A 14760-nucleotide genomic window follows, 5' to 3' on the forward strand; every position below is an offset into this window, starting at 1 on the left:
CGGTCAGCGCTACGTGTCGGAAAACTGTACTGACAGATGGATATTCAACGGCTCGTTGATCGCTGCCAGGTACTCGTCAACGGTAATCTCTCCCACGCAGGCCCGGGCACCGGGTTCAGGCTTGTAACCGCGATTGACCTTTTCCATCAGGGCGACGGCTGCACAACTGGGAATTTCCGGCCCTTTGTCATTGGAAGCCGTCAATTGCACCGTCATCAGCAACGGCCTGGCGTCATGGTCGCCGCCGTGAACATCAATGAACATCGCACTTTTTCCGTCACCAAAACGCTCAAACCACGTCCCCCAGCGATGCAGCCTCGCAGCCCACACAGGAACAGAACGGATCAACCCCGCCTTCACTGCCAGAGCCAGCAAATAGTTGGCGACACCTCCGAGTTTCAAGCCCGACCCGGCCTTGAAGCTCAGGTTCCTGGCGCCATAGCGCCCGGCAAAAATATCCATATCGGGGACATCGACATTGGCCAGGAGCCGGGTGCCCATCATCGGCATCTTGCGCAAGGTCAGTCCCTGCCAGCCCGGCACCGCATGCACCTGCCCTTCCTTGAGCTGGCTGATCGGCTTGCCGGCGTACGCCAGCACACCTTCTATGGTCGACAGGCCCGGCATTTTCGCTGACGAAGAAATGCCATGGTTGATGGTGTCGATGCGGGTAAAGCGATGGCGGTGTTGATCGATGATGGCCGAAGACAGCGAAGGCACGGAACTGCAACCGCTGAAGATCGCCACGCCCGCCGCTCTGGCGCGTGCATCGAGCGCTGAAATGCCGTTGACGAAGTGGCGGCAGTCGGACAAGTCGCAGTAATTGACGCCAGCCTCGATGCAGGACTCGGCAATGGCATAGGATTGCCCCTGAAACGGACCAGCCGTGTGAATCACCCACTGAATGCCCATTTGCACCAGTGCCGGCTTCAGGTCAGCGCCCATGGCATTGCCGCACCAGCTTTGCACGGTCTTGCCAGACTGCCGCCCAAGTGCCTCGACCTTGCCGGACAGCTTTTGCGCATCACGCCCTGTAATCACCAGCTCGATATCGGGTACAGCGGCCAGATGGCGGCAAATGATACTGCCGAAGTTTCCATAGCCACCGACCACCATCACTCTGAGCGTCATGCGTAACTTCCCGATATCCATTGATTGATGCGGCGGCAGCTTCGCTGATATTCCACAGGCGTTCAAGCTGAGAGGATCGTCGCTTGATCCCTTTCGCGGGCGAAGGGCATAGGGAAATTTCAGATCCAACGTATAGCCAAAGGCTTACACGACCCAAGGACAATTCGCTCTTTTTACCCTTCAACAAGGCTCGTAATATTGGATCCAACAACTGGTGAACAAGGAGTTCGCCAGGATCAAGGATGATCGACCATCGCCGGGAAGGCAGCCGACAGGGAGTTGGAATGGTCTTGGGAAAAACCCGCTTCGGCGGGTTTTTATTTGTCTGTAGAAAAGTGAAAGCTGGTTTTTCGGTAAGCGCTCACCACAGCCCCCCTCAAAGCGAGATCCCTCGAGGCAGGATTATACAATCCTGTGCATAGAGGCTTGCAGCATCTTGCGATGCGGCAGAACATGCTCACGCATAGAATAAGCCGACTCCAACACAATACGAAAACATCAAGTTATCGACCTGGCTGCCCGTGCCAGAAAACCGATGCGCCATCGTTTTGGCCTGCATGTCGTTTCCCTGCGGCCATAAACATTAACTTCATATAAGCCACCCACCCTATCTTTAGACAGAGAAGCCGTACTATGAACTTGTTAAAATCCACGTTACTCATGTTTTCCATATTGATTCTGACCGCATGTTCAACAAAATCTCCTGCTATTAAAAGTGGTGAATCCGTCGTTCACCTACAAGCACGGATTGGCAATGAAATGACCGCCAGACGGCTGGATCAGCAGCGCCCCCAAAGCCTGACACAGTTCCAGGTATCGGAAGGGAAACACGAACTGGAGCTGGGCCTTGTGCAGATCGGCTACCAACAGAGCCATCGCCGCTGCCTGGCCACACTCGCTTATGACAACTTCATGGCTGACCAACATTATACGTTGGTTGAAAAAAACGCTGGCCCGGATCTACAAATAGCGCTTATTGACAACAATGGAAAAACGCTGGCTAAAACCGAAAAGATAGCGTGCCTGTAATCAAGTAAAACCTTTGACTTATAAGACTTATCCTTTCTATTTTGCACACGCAACAATAGAACCTGCCTTGCCTCTTGATACTCTGTTCATAGTCTGGAATACAGCCGTCGCGGCCAGATGGATCAGCGCGCAGGCAGCCTGCGTCCGAAATGGATCAGGGAAATTTCACGCCACGCATAGCCAAAGGCTTACACAACCCGAGGACGATTCGCTCTTTCTACCCTTCGACAGGCCTCGTAAGATTGGATCCAACAACTGGTGAACAAGGAGTTCGCCAGGATCAAGGACGATCGACCATGGCCCGGAGGGCTGCCGACAGGGAGTTGGAATGGTCTTTGGAAAAACCCGCTTCGGCGGGTTTTTATTTGCCTGTAGAAAAGCTTCGGGCATGCGTTCAATGGCGTGCGCTGAAAATTTCGAGCGAGATCCTGGCGACAGCAGGCCAGTACGAGCCCAACCATATCTCCCTGGCGCTATGAATATTGCCTGCCCCTTGGCGCGCCTTCACAGGGAGTCGCCAGCAGATGAAACGTTCGCGTCCTGAACGGGTTCAGCAGCCAGCTTCAGTCGGTCAGCTTTACAGATGTATTTCGGCTTGTTTTTCGGTGCCAATTTGGCACTGGCCTTTTTGGCGTGAGCCTTCAATAGCTGCTGTATTTTCTTACGACGGTTCATGTTTTCCACTCAATCTGTGAACTCGCGAATGATATCAGCTTGAGTATGAGGACAATACCGTCACCCCTTGCTCGCCCCAGAGAGCCCGGACTCGCGCACGAGCCTGTTTTTAACGCAGCATCACCGAGCGCAGTCACTTTTCGTACAAAGCCTGGTCCTGCCCGATCACTTACAAGTACAGGCCTTCCACAGACTTAACCTGCTGGCCTGAGTACAAATTCAGTTATCTCGGAAGGGACACCCAGCCGAACAGGGAACCCCATCCATAATCCTGTGCCATTGCTCACGTACAACTTCATCCGGCCCACGTCATAGCCGCGGGATACATACCCTTCGTTGGCACCGGCAACGACTTGATCAAACCCCACGATCATGCCCCCATGCGTATGACCGGACAGTTGCACCTGAACGCCTGCTTCAGCATTTTTCATTGCCCCTTCGGGCCTGTGACTGAGCAGAATCGTTGGTGCGCCGGCCGGGGCTCCGGCCAGTGCCCGGGCCAGATCCGGGCCTGCAAATCCGTATTTCGGGGCGACATCATCCGTGACACCTGCAATCGTGAGGGCCGCACTCCCCTGCTGAAGTACCACATGCTGGTTCTCCAGCATTTTTATCCCCATGCCCTTGAACACAGGTGCCCACGCAGAGTAATCGAAGTAATACTCGTGATTGCCGGGGATACCGATCACGCCGTATCGCGCCTGCAGGTCTGCCAAAGGTTTTACATCGTTACGTCTTGCCTGCGTATAGCCGTCGATAAGGTCGCCGGAGATCAGCACAAGGTCAGGTGAAAGTTCGTTGGTTCGATCGACCACTGCGCGGGCCCAGCGCTCAGGAAACAGCCGACTGATATGAAGGTCGCTGAGCTGTACGAAACGGAATCCATTGAACTCCGGGGGCAGGTTATCAATGGCCAGTTCAACCCTGCGAACCTCCGGAACCCTGGTCGCCTGCTGGACCCCCACTGCCGCCAGACCTAATGCCACCACGACCGAGCCGACCCGCAACCTGGGGGCTATCCGCGTGAATACTGGCCGACGCCCGGACACTATCAGAGCAAGGCCCGCCACATCACTGATCAACGTGAACACCGTGAGCAACACAAAGGCGCAGAACAGCCAGCCCAGGATAAGTACGACCCCAAAAGGTAACTCTGGCGACCACATGTCTCCATAGATCAACAAGGACCCATAGTGATACTTGGAAATGATCAGCAGACCGATGGCTATCAACAAGCGTGCGAACTTCGAAATCTTCAGCGGATAAACACACCGCGCCAGGACATAGAGGCAAGCAATAGTGAGATACGTATGAAACACGGCTTCAACCTTGAAATAAAATACAAAGCAGCCGCTTTGGGCGGCTACTTGTCAAACATACCGTCAAGTGCCACGGCAGAGAAACGTGCTCCACACCCGGTACTGTCTCGAAAGACCTGATCGATCCAACACAACAACCCTAGCGTGAAACCGGGGTCAACTGCGTCATGGGCGGCAACGAACTCCGATACCCCTCTTTGTCACTGAGCAGCAGCCGTGCCTGGGTTCCCCAACCGCCGATAAAGACATCGTCCTTGCCATCGCCGTCCAGATCACCGCGCCCCATGCTCCAGCTACGCCCTACAGTGATGCCGGGTACGACATCGGCGGTGACATCCTTGAAATGGCCTTGACCGTCGTTCTGCCACGCACGCAACTGGAGCGGAACGAACCCCGGGATCTGAATTGCACCGACGAGCAGATCGGGGTGCCCGTCGCCGTTGAAATCCACCACTGTCCCGGCCCAGCTTGAAAACGTGTGCGCGGGGAACCGCTGCGCTGTTTCATCCAGGAAACGCCCCTTGCCATCGTTCACCAGAATCCGGGTTTGAGGATCCTTGTCCCACCCGAAGTTATTGCTGGTGATATTGAAAAATACGATATCCAGATGGCCGTCGCGGTTCATGTCGGCAACGTGTACTTCCCGGGTTTCCATCGGTACGCGCAGGTCGAGTCGGTCGGAAGCATCCTTGAAATGCCCTTTCCCGTCGTTCAGCAAGAGCCGGTTCGGTAACGCCGGGCTTGCCAGCACCATATCGAGATCCCCGTCACCGTCCATGTCAGCCAAAACCACCCCTTCGGTTTGATCGTTGGTCTTTGGCAAATGGGTTTGCGTGGCATTGATGAAATGGCCAGGTCGCTTGGGGTCGTTCAGAAATAGCAGGTTTCGTGCTGGAACAATCTTCGCGTCGGGCGCGTAATCCGTTTCGCCTGTGCTGCCAATCAGGATGTCGGGCAGGTTGTCTCCATTGACATCACCCAACGCCAGGGCATTGCCTTGGCTGGTTTCAGGCAAACGATCACTGGCGTCGGTAAATCCGCCTTTCCCGTCACCCAGAAAAAGCTGATGCACCTCATCGGCTTCAGCCACGAATACCACGTCCATGTTGCCATCAGCATTCAAATCAGCGGCCCGGACATGCTCGCTGTCATGCACCACCGTTCCAAAGGCGCCCGGTTTAACGGTCAATCGGCCATGACCGTCATTGAGATAAAGGCGATTCACACCATGCTCGACGGATACCACCACATCCAGATCGCCGTCCTTGTCGACATCGATGAACACCGAGTCAGTTGCATGGAGACTCGGCGCGACAGGCACGTGGGTGGCGGTCGCGTCTGCGAAGACGCTTGAAGGTCGTTCAGGGATGATGTCAAAAGCATCTGCAACGGTGGTGGAAGATGCGGCATGGACACCCGCCGAGATGACCGAGAGGAACCCTGAGGTCACCCAGCCCATTCGTCCGTAGAAGCTGCTTTTCATGAAATCTCCTTTCAGTCATTCGAGCGCTCGGCGCGGTGCTATAGCGCCGATTATTGACCGGGAAGATCCGAAAGATTAAGTAGGCAATATCGAATGGGTATATGACGCAACGTCATATATAAACCGGAGATAGGCAGTGAAACGGGGAGCCTATAAGATCCTGAAGGCGTATCGGCGCACAGTTCATGACAAGGGTGACTAAATGTTTCAGGAAGAGATGGGCAGCCTGATGGCTTTTGTGGCCGTTGCCGAAGAATGCAGCTTCACCCGCGCTGCGGGCCGTCTCGGAACATCCCAATCGGCGCTGAGCCATAAGATCCGCAGGCTGGAAGCGCGGCTAGGCGTGCGTCTTCTCACCCGCACCACCCGCAGCGTGTCCCCCACCGATGCCGGGGAACGGCTGCTTGAAACACTCAAGCCCGCGCTTGCCGACATCACGGCTCAGTTGGAAAGCCTGACCGATGTGCGTGACAAACCTGCCGGGACCATCCGCATCACGACAGCAGATCACGTGGCCGAGACCATCCTGTGGCCTGCGCTGAATCGCCTGCTTCCCAAATACCCTGACATCGAAGTCGAGGTCACTGTCGATAACGGCTTCGTCGATATCGTTGCCGAGCGCTATGACGCAGGCATTCGCCTGGGTGAGAACGTGAGCAAGGACATGATCGCCATACCTATTGGCCCCATGGAACGCTGCGTCATCGTGGGTTCACCGGCATATCTGGCCAGGCATCCAGTCCCGACTCATCCAGAGCAACTCGCCAATCATCAATGCATCAATCGCAGGTTTCCGACACTGGGTGGAATGTCCGCGTGGCAGTTCGAGAAAGAGGGTCGGCAGACCCAGGTTCGCGTCTCGGGACAAGTTGCATTCAACCGCCCCGAGATGATCCTGGAAGCGGCGCTTGCCGGATTCGGGCTCGCGTCTCTACTCGACTCCCAAGTGATACGCCATGTCGAAGCCGGACGCCTTGTGAGAGTGCTGGACGACTGGTGCCCTGAGTTTGCGGGTTACTACCTCTACTATCCTAGCCGTCGGCAGAATACTCCCGCCTTTCAACTGCTGGTCGACGCCCTGCGCTACCGGAAGGATTAACCAGCAATGACAAGGCGTTAGAGGCAGCCAATGCAGGGCTCACCCTTTCTTGAACACCCTGCCTTTTATTCTCGCGGCCATCAGTGGGAGATTTTTACCTCGACGTATAGCCAAAGGCTTACACGAGCCGAGGACAATTCGCTCTTTTTGCCCTTCGCCAAGGCTCGTAAGATTGGATCCAACAACTGGTGAACAAGGAGTTCGCCAGGATCAAGGATGATCGACCATCGCCGGGAAGGCAGCCGACAGGGAGTTGGAATGGTCTTGGGAAAAACCCGCTTCGGCGGGTTTTTATTTGCCTGTAGAAAATGGCCGGTAGCCGATCAATAAGGTCATGAATCACTTTGTGGGAGGCAGCTTGCTGGCGACTTCACGTACAGACGCAGAATATCTGGCGGTTTTCAGGCCTTTTTCGCCAGCAAGCTGCCTCCTACAAGTTTGTGTGTGCCTTGATTAATCAGTATTACGCCTAAGCTGGCACCAGCGTCTCCAGCAACCACGCCCCTGCCGGTCCCAGGCCTCGCTGGCGCGACCAGATCACATCCACTGCCGAGCTGCGCGGCCAGCCAGGAACCTTGAGTTCCTTCAAGCGCCCACCGGCATAGCCCGACACCAGCCAGCGCGGCAGTGCCGACCAGCCAAAGCCGAAGGCGGCCATGTCCATCAACAACAGGTAATTGGGCGCTGACCAGTTGCGATAGCCACTGGTGGGTAAATCGTCGGTGGGAATGCTGTGCTCGATCAGGGTATTGAGGCGCAACGCCCGGTATTGGGACAGCTGCTGATAACTCACCTGCTCCAGTGCGGCCAGCGGATGTTTGTGCGCCACGAACAGGCCGAAATCCGCGCACTCGGCAATGGTTGCATGACCGACTTCCGGCGGATAACTCGCTTGTGCCGATAACAGACCCAATGACGCCCTCCCCGACTGGATCAGGTTGATCGCGTCGCCATGCTCGGCAAACACGCACTCCAGCTCAAGTTCGGGAAAGCGCTGGTCCAGTTCCGTCATGCGCGCCTCGAATTCGGAAAACTGGTTGGCATCGGACAGCACCAGAGTCAGGCGCGGTTCGGCACCTTGCGCCAGGCGCCCGGCGGTGCGGCGCAGGCGATCCGAAGCACTGAGCACATCCTCGACTCGCCCCAGCATGGCCTTGCCCGCTTCGGTCAGGACCGGCTGGCGGGCAGAACGGTCAAACAACTCCACCCCCAGATCGATTTCCAGGCGGGCAATGGCTTCGCTGATGGTGGACTGGCTCTTGCCCAGACGACGGGCAGCGGCGCTGAAAGAACCCAGTTCGACGATCTGCGCAAAGGCTTCTAGGGCTTCGGGTGAAAAACTCATGGACGACCTACTATCGGTTTTTCCGATGGAAACGATTTTCACTTTAGCCCAATGACCGATGAGAATGCACTCTACCGCAACACAAAAGGTCATCTGTAATGAGCCAGACAAACCACAATCACCCAGCTGTGCCCAGCAAATCCTTCAAGGAGCGCATCCTGCATGCGAGCTTGTTCGAGGTGTTCGGCGTGATCATGATCGCGCCTCTGCTGGCCTGGATCATGGGGCATTCGCTCGGCATGATGGGGGCCATGACGGTGATGATTTCCACAGTGGCCATGATCTGGAACATGGTCTACAACGCCCTGTTCGACAAGTTGAGAGCCCGGTTCGGCTTCGCCATGTCGATAGGCAAACGACTGCTTCATGCGCTGGGTTTTGAAGGCGGGCTGATTCTCGCCGTGGTGCCACTGGCCGCCTGGTGGTTGTCCATCAGCCTGCTTGAAGCCTTCCTGCTGGATATCGGCATTCTGCTGCTGTTCCTGCCTTACACCATGCTGTTCAACTGGGCCTACGACCTCGTGCGCGAGCGGGTCATGCAGCGCCGCCTGTCCAGATGTGGCGAGGCCTCACGGTCCTGAATGCATTTGCCGTTGGATTGCAATGAAAGGGTTCGGGCACAATCATCGACCCACAGTGACGATAAGGTCTGCCCGACATGACCACGGAAATTCTCAAACTGGCTGCCTTCAGCGACGGCGATCAAGGCGGCAACCCGGCCGGTGTATGGATTGGCGATGCGCTGCCCGATGACAGCACCATGCAACGCATTGCCGCCGACGTCGGTTTTTCGGAAACGGCTTTCGCCGCCCCGGTCGAAGGTGGCTGGCGCGTGCGTTATTTCTCTCCCCTGGCCGAAGTGCCCTTCTGCGGCCACGCCACCATCGCCCTCGGCGCAGCGCTGGCCGGGCTGAAGGGCGACGGGCTGTTCAACCTCACTCTCAACCAGGCGCAGATCACGGTCGAAGGCCATGCCCATGGGTCGCTGATCTCAGCCGCCTTGCAGTCGCCACCGACTCATAGCAAAGCCATCAGCCCGCAATTGCTGGAGGAAGCCTTGAACCTGTTCGGCTATGAGCACAGTGATCTGGATGAACGCATTCCACCCGCAGCGATCAACGGCGGCGCCGGGCATCTGGTACTGGCGCTCAAAAGCCGCTCAAAGCTCAAGGCCATGCAATACGACCAGGAAGCCGGACGCCAGTTGATGGTGCGCGAAGGCTGGGCAACCATCCTGCTGGCGTTTGCCGAAAGCGGGCAGTTCTTCCATACCCGCAATCCGTTCGCCTTTGGAGGCGTCTACGAAGACCCGGCCACCGGCGCAGCAACGGCAGCGCTGGGCGGTTACCTGCGCGACATCGGCTGGCCTCACGGGGGTGTCATCGACATTCTGCAAGGCGAAGACATGGGCAGCCCGTCACGCCTGCGCGCCGAAATCCCGGAACAGATCGGCAGTTCGATTCGTGTCTCGGGCATGGCGCGCAAGCTGTAACGCATAGGCAGCCTCAGGTCTTGAGCTGGCTGCCACTGATCGCTACGCCCAACAGCATGACGGCAACGATCATGAACGCCAGCTCCAGGCTGCTGACATGGGCAATGAAGCCGATGGCGGCAGGCCCGACCAGAATCCCCGCATAACCGACCGTGGTAATCGCCGGAATCGCGACGCTTTCCGGCATGGTCTTCTGACGACCGACGGCGCTGTAGCAGACCGGCACAATGTTCGAGCAACCGGCGCCCACCAACGCATAGCCCAACAAAGCCGCTTCCCAGGCCGGCACCAGCGTGGCAATCGCCAGACCGCTGGCAGCGCACAACCCGCCCAGAATGATGACCCGATTGGAACCGACACGCCGCACGACGGCATCACCGAACAGACGCCCAAGGGTCATGGTCACGGCAAACACCGCATACCCAAGCCCGGCATAAGACGTTTCAACACCGCGCAGCGAACTGAGGAACACCGCACTCCAGTCGAGCATCGCCCCTTCGGCGAGAAACACGGTGAAGCACAGCAGGCCGATGAACAGCACCACGCCACGGGGAATCGCAAATGACGGCCCGTCGGACTGACTGCCATAAGGCAATAGATGTGGCGCAGCCTTGGCCAGTGCGATGAGCGTCAGCACGACCACCACCAGCATGGCGATCATCGGCGAAGCCCCCAGGCTCAGCAAGGCACTGACACCCGCAGCCCCCACGATACCGCCAAGGCTGAACAGGCCATGAAACCCCGACATCATGGTCTTGCCGCTGGCCCGCTCGACAATGACCGCCTGGATATTGGCCGTGCAATCCACACCGCCCATGCTCGCGCCGAACAGAAACAGAGTCGCCACCAGCAGCGGCAGGCTGGAAACCGTGGCCAGCAAGGGCAGGCACAGACAGATCAACAGGGTCGAAATGACCAGCAAACGGCGGCAACCGTAACGCGACGCCAGCGCACCCGCCAAAGGCATGGACAGGATCGAGCCCATTCCCAGGCACAGCAACAACAAACCCAGTGTGCCGTCATCCAGACCGACACGGGCCTTGGCATAAGGCACCAGCGGTGCCCAGGAAGCCACGCTGAAACCGGCAATGAAAAACGCTATCCGGGTGGAAGACTGTTCCTGCCGGGCCTTTGTTATCTGGGCCTCGTGGCTGAAAGAGGTCATGCAAGCTCCTTGAGAATGTCAGACAGAATCGTGCTGACAAGCGCAACAGACTAGCAAAGTCAGGGAGCGTTCCACATGTGCAATGCTCACAAATGGGGCGATGTATCCGGTGTCTGTGGGAGAGGCCTGTGCCGCGACAGCATGTTCCGACGTTGAAAATGTGTTGCCTGTCAGTGAAGTCGCGGCCAAGGCCCCTCCCACTTCATGATATGTACGCCCCCTGACGGCAGAAATACTCCAGCTATTTTCAAACCTTCGCACTAGACTACGCACCTTTGCAGTGCATCCCGCTCGCCCATCCATCAAAGAGGCCGCTGTGTATAAAGGTGTCGTGCTGTCGGTCCTGGCTTCGGTGCTGTTCGGGGTCCTGTATTTCTATACCTCGCTGATGACACCGCTGAGCGGCGAGGAAATCTTCGGCTGGCGCATGTTGCTGACGGTGCCTTGCGCCACGCTGTTCATGCTCGTCAGTGGCGACTGGCAACTGGTGCGTACGCTGGCCGGGCGCATCAGGCGCCAGCCGCTGCTGGTGTTCGGCATTCTGCTGTCCTCGTTGCTGCTGGGCGCGCAACTGCTGATCTTCATGTGGGCGCCGTTGCACGGGCGCAGCCTGGAAGTGTCCCTGGGTTATTTCCTGCTGCCGCTGACCATGATCGCCACGGGCCGTATCGTGTACGGCGAACACCTGTCGCATCTGCAAAAGATCGCCGCCACATTTGCCATGATCGGCGTGGGCCACGAACTGTGGCGGCTGGGCAGTTTTTCCTGGGAAACCCTGCTGGTGGCTCTGGGTTACCCGCTTTACTTCGTGCTGCGGCGCAGGCTCAAGACCGATAATCTGGGCGGGCTCTGGTTCGACATGCTGTTCATGCTGCCCATTGGCCTGTGGTTCATTTTCAATGGCGACCCACTGGCTGTGCAGCAGGCGCCCAAACTCTACTTCCTGATCCCGCTGCTGGGCATCATCAGTGCATCGGCTCTGATCAGCTACATCCTTTCCAGCCGTATTCTGCCGTTCAGCCTGTTCGGCCTGCTCAGTTATGTGGAGCCGGTACTGCTGGTGTGTGTCGCGCTGCTGTTGGGCGAAAGCATTGGCCATGACGAATGGCTGACTTACCTGCCGATCTGGCTGGCAGTCGTGGTGCTGGTCATCGAGGGCGCCAGGCATATGCTGGCCCAGCGCCGTCGGGATGCGGTTTGAAGGCCTGACCGATCAATGCCCGGTAAAGCGCTCCAGTTGCATTTCCTGCAAGCGGCTGAGGGTGCGGCGAAAGGCAAATGACAGATAGCCTTGGGTATACAGCTCCTCCATGGAGGTCTGCGCTTCGATATAGAGCGGGATACGCCGGTCGTAGCATTCGTCCACCAGCGCAATGAAACGCCGCACGCCGTCATCGTTGGGTGACAACTGCGGCAACTCCCGATCCCCCGCCACGACCTGCTCGACACCGTCTTCGGTGCCTCGGGCGATTTTCGCTTCGCGCTGGGCTGCGCTCAGGGCTGGGACTTCACTGAGCAGGATCCCTGAGAACCGGTCGCACAGGGCAATGAAATCCATGGCCGCCAGAGGTTGTTCGCACAGATCGCGATAGCGGCACCACACCGTCGTGTCGGTGTGCTGTACCACATTGATGCTGCGATAGCCGAGCATCACCTGCGAGTCATACACCGCCTGCCCGCCACTCAAGGCCTTGAAGATGTCGCCCAGCGCACTGGCGCGGCCAGGTTCGGCGACCCAATAACGCTGATGCAACTGGCCGGGATGCAAGCGATGATCTTCGCCGCCGTCCACCGTCACCACATCCATGTAATGCTGGATCGCGGCGATGGCCGGCAGAAAGCGCTCACGGTTGTGGCCATGGCTGTACAGCTGATCCGGTGGCTGGTTGGAAGTACAGACCAGCACCACGCCTTCCTCGAACATGACCTGCAACAGGCCGCCGAGAATCACTGCATCGCCGATATCGGTGACGAACAGCTCATCGAAACACAGCACGCGCACCTCGCGGCCCAGTTCCTGAGCCACGACCTTCAGTGGGTGGGGCGTGCCCATCAACTCGAACATGCGCTTGTGAACCCAGCGCATGAAGTGATGAAAATGCTGACGCCGGGCCGGTACGCTCAAGCTCTCGAAAAAGCGGTCCATCAGCCAGGTCTTGCCGCGCCCTACCGGCCCCCACAGATAAACGCCCTTGGGGGTCGCGCCGTTCTGCGTCAGTGCCAGATAGCACGCCTGTAACTGTCGGGCAGCCTGGAGTTGCGCCTCGTCAGGCTGAAAACCACGCTGGACCGCTCGTTCATAAGCATCCAGAGGAGACACGACATCCATCGAGAACGCACCTTAGGCTTCAGGAAAGTTTGCAAGCATATAGAAGCACGAGGCAGATGATAGTCGCACATGACTACTTTTTAACTGGTCGGTTAAACGCAGATTTCGTAACATCTGCACCCTTCTTTTGTATGCCGACGGCTGTAACGCAGTACGTTCGCCCTCAGGTAAGTCATGAAACCACTGCGCATCCGCACCGAAGTCCTGGCCGGACTCACCACTTCCTTTGCCCTGGTGCCCGAGTGCATCGCCTTCGCCCTGGTGGCTCATCTCAATCCGCTGATGGGGCTTTATGGCGCGTTCATCATCTGCACCCTGACCGCCCTGTTCGGCGGGCGACCGGGCATGATTTCCGGCGCGGCGGGCTCCATGGCCGTGGTGATCGTGGCCCTTGTGGTACAGCATGGCGCGCAGTACCTGCTCGCCACGGTGATACTGGGCGGGCTGATCATGATTGCTTTCGGCCTGCTGCGTCTTGGCAAGCTGGTGCGCATGGTGCCCTATTCGGTAATGCTCGGCTTCGTCAACGGCCTGGCCATTGTCATCGCCCTCGCGCAAATGGAGCACTTCAAGAGCGGCGGTGTCTGGCTGAGCGGCCAGAGCCTGTACCTGATGCTGGGGCTGGTCGCCCTGACCATGGCCATCGTCTATCTGCTGCCACGCCTGACCCGTGCCGTACCACCGGCGCTGGTGGCGATACTCAGCGTGGGCCTGCTGGTGTACCTGCTGAAACTGCCGACCCACACCCTGGGTGATATGGCGCGCATCGCCGGTGGCCTTCCGACCCTGGCCTTGCCCGACATACCGTGGAATCTGGAAACCTTGCAGATCGTGGCGCCCTATGCCGTGCTGATGGCAATGGTAGGCCTGCTGGAAACCCTGCTGACACTGAACCTCACCGATGAAATCACCGAAACCCGTGGCCATTCCAACCGCGAGTGCATGGCCCTGGGCGCAGCCAACATGGTGTCCGGCTTCTGCGGCGGCATGGGCGGTTGCGCCATGATCGGCCAGACAGCCATCAACCTCAGCTCTGGCGGACGCGGTCGACTGTCCGGCGTTGTGGCTGGCGTGATGATCCTGATGTTCGTGCTGTTCCTGTCGCCGCTGATCGAGCGCATCCCGCTTGCCGCGCTGGTGGGCGTGATGTTTGTGGTGTCCCAGCAGACCTTTGCCTGGGCTTCGTTGCGAGTACTGCACAAGATCCCCATGAACGATGTACTGGCGATCATCGCAGTGACCATCGTCACCGTGCTCACCGATCTGGCCGCAGCCGTCGTGTTCGGCGTCATCATCGCGGCCCTCAACTTTGCCTGGCAGCAAGCCCGCGAACTCTACGCCGACACTCATCTTGAGCAGGACGGCAGCAAGATCTACCTGATGCATGGCACCCTGTTCTTTGCTTCCACCACGCCGTTTCTCAACCAGTTCGACCCGGCCAGCGACCCGAAGAACGTCACCATTGACTGCCGTCATCTGAACTTCGTCGACTACTCGGCCATTGCCGCGCTGAAAACCCTGCGCGAACGCTATAGCAATGCCGGGAAACACTTGCGTGTGATCCATCTGTCCGAGCGCTGCAAGAAACTGCTCAAACGCGCCGGAGCGCATGACAACTGAGCGGTCTGAAACACATGGGTCATATCTTGAGAAAGAACGTTTATTGAGCCCTTTCATGCAAGGCTTTATACGA

At 57.9% G+C, this 14760-nt stretch carries 13 protein-coding genes; 6 read left to right on the forward strand and 7 right to left on the reverse strand.

Annotated features, from left to right (window positions below; genetic code table 11):
* Nucleotides 1-9: 9 nt before the first annotated feature.
* The gene (locus tag Q6A51_RS05775) at nt 10-1131 is read right to left on the reverse strand and encodes a saccharopine dehydrogenase family protein (RefSeq protein WP_304574325.1); all 1122 of its coding nucleotides are present in this window, start codon (nt 1129-1131) and stop codon (nt 10-12) included.
* A 633-nt stretch (nt 1132-1764) separates the two neighbouring features.
* Between Q6A51_RS05775 and Q6A51_RS05780 the strand changes: the two genes are divergently transcribed.
* On the forward strand, nt 1765-2160 hold the full coding sequence (locus tag Q6A51_RS05780; RefSeq protein ID WP_201004615.1) for a PA0061/PA0062 family lipoprotein: 396 nt from the start codon (nt 1765-1767) through the stop codon (nt 2158-2160).
* A gap of 504 nt (nt 2161-2664) precedes the next feature.
* Here Q6A51_RS05780 and Q6A51_RS05785 read toward each other — a convergent pair.
* The 3 genes from Q6A51_RS05785 to Q6A51_RS05795 form a co-directional block, all read right to left on the reverse strand.
* Entirely contained in the window at nt 2665-2835 is a 171-nt protein-coding gene (locus tag Q6A51_RS05785) for a DUF2986 domain-containing protein (RefSeq protein ID WP_201018482.1), read from the reverse strand.
* A gap of 194 nt (nt 2836-3029) precedes the next feature.
* Entirely contained in the window at nt 3030-4154 is a 1125-nt protein-coding gene (locus Q6A51_RS05790; protein ID WP_304574326.1) for a metallophosphoesterase, read from the reverse strand.
* A 139-nt stretch (nt 4155-4293) separates the two neighbouring features.
* Nucleotides 4294-5637, reverse strand: a complete 1344-nt coding sequence (locus Q6A51_RS05795; protein WP_304574327.1) for an FG-GAP repeat domain-containing protein — start codon at nt 5635-5637, stop codon at nt 4294-4296.
* A gap of 202 nt (nt 5638-5839) precedes the next feature.
* On the opposite strand from Q6A51_RS05795, the gene Q6A51_RS05800 reads away from it, so the two are divergent.
* Entirely contained in the window at nt 5840-6736 is an 897-nt protein-coding gene (locus Q6A51_RS05800; protein WP_201018479.1) for a LysR family transcriptional regulator, read from the forward strand.
* 469 nt (nt 6737-7205) lie between these two features.
* Here Q6A51_RS05800 and Q6A51_RS05805 read toward each other — a convergent pair whose 3' ends face one another.
* Complete coding sequence (locus Q6A51_RS05805) at nt 7206-8081, reverse strand: LysR family transcriptional regulator (protein ID WP_201018478.1); 876 nt, start codon at nt 8079-8081, stop codon at nt 7206-7208.
* A gap of 98 nt (nt 8082-8179) precedes the next feature.
* On the opposite strand from Q6A51_RS05805, the gene Q6A51_RS05810 reads away from it, so the two are divergent.
* Together Q6A51_RS05810 and Q6A51_RS05815 are read left to right on the forward strand one after the other, a co-directional pair.
* Nucleotides 8180-8662 (forward strand): multidrug/biocide efflux PACE transporter, encoded by a 483-nt coding sequence (locus tag Q6A51_RS05810; RefSeq protein ID WP_304574328.1) that lies wholly within the window; start codon nt 8180-8182, stop codon nt 8660-8662.
* Between the two features lie 77 nt (nt 8663-8739).
* Nucleotides 8740-9573 carry a PhzF family phenazine biosynthesis protein gene (locus Q6A51_RS05815; protein ID WP_201018476.1) on the forward strand — a complete coding sequence of 278 codons (834 nt, stop codon included), beginning with the start codon at nt 8740-8742 and terminating at the stop codon, nt 9571-9573.
* 13 nt (nt 9574-9586) lie between these two features.
* On the opposite strand, the gene Q6A51_RS05820 is transcribed toward Q6A51_RS05815, so the two are convergent.
* Nucleotides 9587-10738: an MFS transporter gene (locus Q6A51_RS05820; RefSeq protein ID WP_201004623.1), complete on the reverse strand. Its 1152-nt coding sequence runs from the start codon at nt 10736-10738 to the stop codon at nt 9587-9589.
* Nucleotides 10739-11054: 316 nt separating this feature from the next.
* Here Q6A51_RS05820 and rarD point away from each other — a divergent pair, with 316 nt between their 5' ends.
* A complete protein-coding gene (gene rarD / locus Q6A51_RS05825; RefSeq protein ID WP_201018475.1) occupies nt 11055-11939 on the forward strand; it encodes an EamA family transporter RarD in 885 nt (294 codons plus the stop codon).
* Nucleotides 11940-11951: 12 nt separating this feature from the next.
* Here the strand turns inward: rarD and zapE are convergent, their stop codons facing one another.
* Entirely contained in the window at nt 11952-13067 is a 1116-nt protein-coding gene (gene zapE, locus Q6A51_RS05830) for a cell division protein ZapE (protein ID WP_304574329.1), read from the reverse strand.
* A gap of 174 nt (nt 13068-13241) precedes the next feature.
* Here zapE and Q6A51_RS05835 point away from each other — a divergent pair, with 174 nt between their 5' ends.
* Complete coding sequence (locus Q6A51_RS05835; protein ID WP_304574330.1) at nt 13242-14687, forward strand: SulP family inorganic anion transporter; 1446 nt, start codon at nt 13242-13244, stop codon at nt 14685-14687.
* Nucleotides 14688-14760 lie beyond the last annotated feature (73 nt).

The sequence above is a fragment of the Pseudomonas serbiensis genome, assembly GCF_030580745.1.
In the GTDB taxonomy this organism is placed as follows: Bacteria; Pseudomonadota; Gammaproteobacteria; order Pseudomonadales; family Pseudomonadaceae; genus Aquipseudomonas; species Aquipseudomonas serbiensis.

Bases quoted from the DNA above. Each gene is read 5' to 3' on its own strand.
- Q6A51_RS05780 (WP_201004615.1), top strand. From the start codon at position 1,765: ATGAACTTGTTAAAATCCACGTTACTCATGTTTTCCATATTGATTCTG.
- zapE (WP_304574329.1), bottom strand. From the start codon at position 13,067: ATGGATGTCGTGTCTCCTCTGGATGCTTATGAACGAGCGGTCCAGCGT.
- Q6A51_RS05820 (WP_201004623.1), bottom strand. From the start codon at position 10,738: ATGACCTCTTTCAGCCACGAGGCCCAGATAACAAAGGCCCGGCAGGAA.
- Q6A51_RS05835 (WP_304574330.1), top strand. From the start codon at position 13,242: ATGAAACCACTGCGCATCCGCACCGAAGTCCTGGCCGGACTCACCACT.
- Q6A51_RS05815 (WP_201018476.1), top strand. From the start codon at position 8,740: ATGACCACGGAAATTCTCAAACTGGCTGCCTTCAGCGACGGCGATCAA.
- Q6A51_RS05775 (WP_304574325.1), bottom strand. From the start codon at position 1,131: ATGACGCTCAGAGTGATGGTGGTCGGTGGCTATGGAAACTTCGGCAGT.
- Q6A51_RS05805 (WP_201018478.1), bottom strand. From the start codon at position 8,081: ATGAGTTTTTCACCCGAAGCCCTAGAAGCCTTTGCGCAGATCGTCGAA.
- Q6A51_RS05800 (WP_201018479.1), top strand. From the start codon at position 5,840: ATGTTTCAGGAAGAGATGGGCAGCCTGATGGCTTTTGTGGCCGTTGCC.
- Q6A51_RS05795 (WP_304574327.1), bottom strand. From the start codon at position 5,637: ATGAAAAGCAGCTTCTACGGACGAATGGGCTGGGTGACCTCAGGGTTC.
- Q6A51_RS05810 (WP_304574328.1), top strand. From the start codon at position 8,180: ATGAGCCAGACAAACCACAATCACCCAGCTGTGCCCAGCAAATCCTTC.
- Q6A51_RS05785 (WP_201018482.1), bottom strand. From the start codon at position 2,835: ATGAACCGTCGTAAGAAAATACAGCAGCTATTGAAGGCTCACGCCAAA.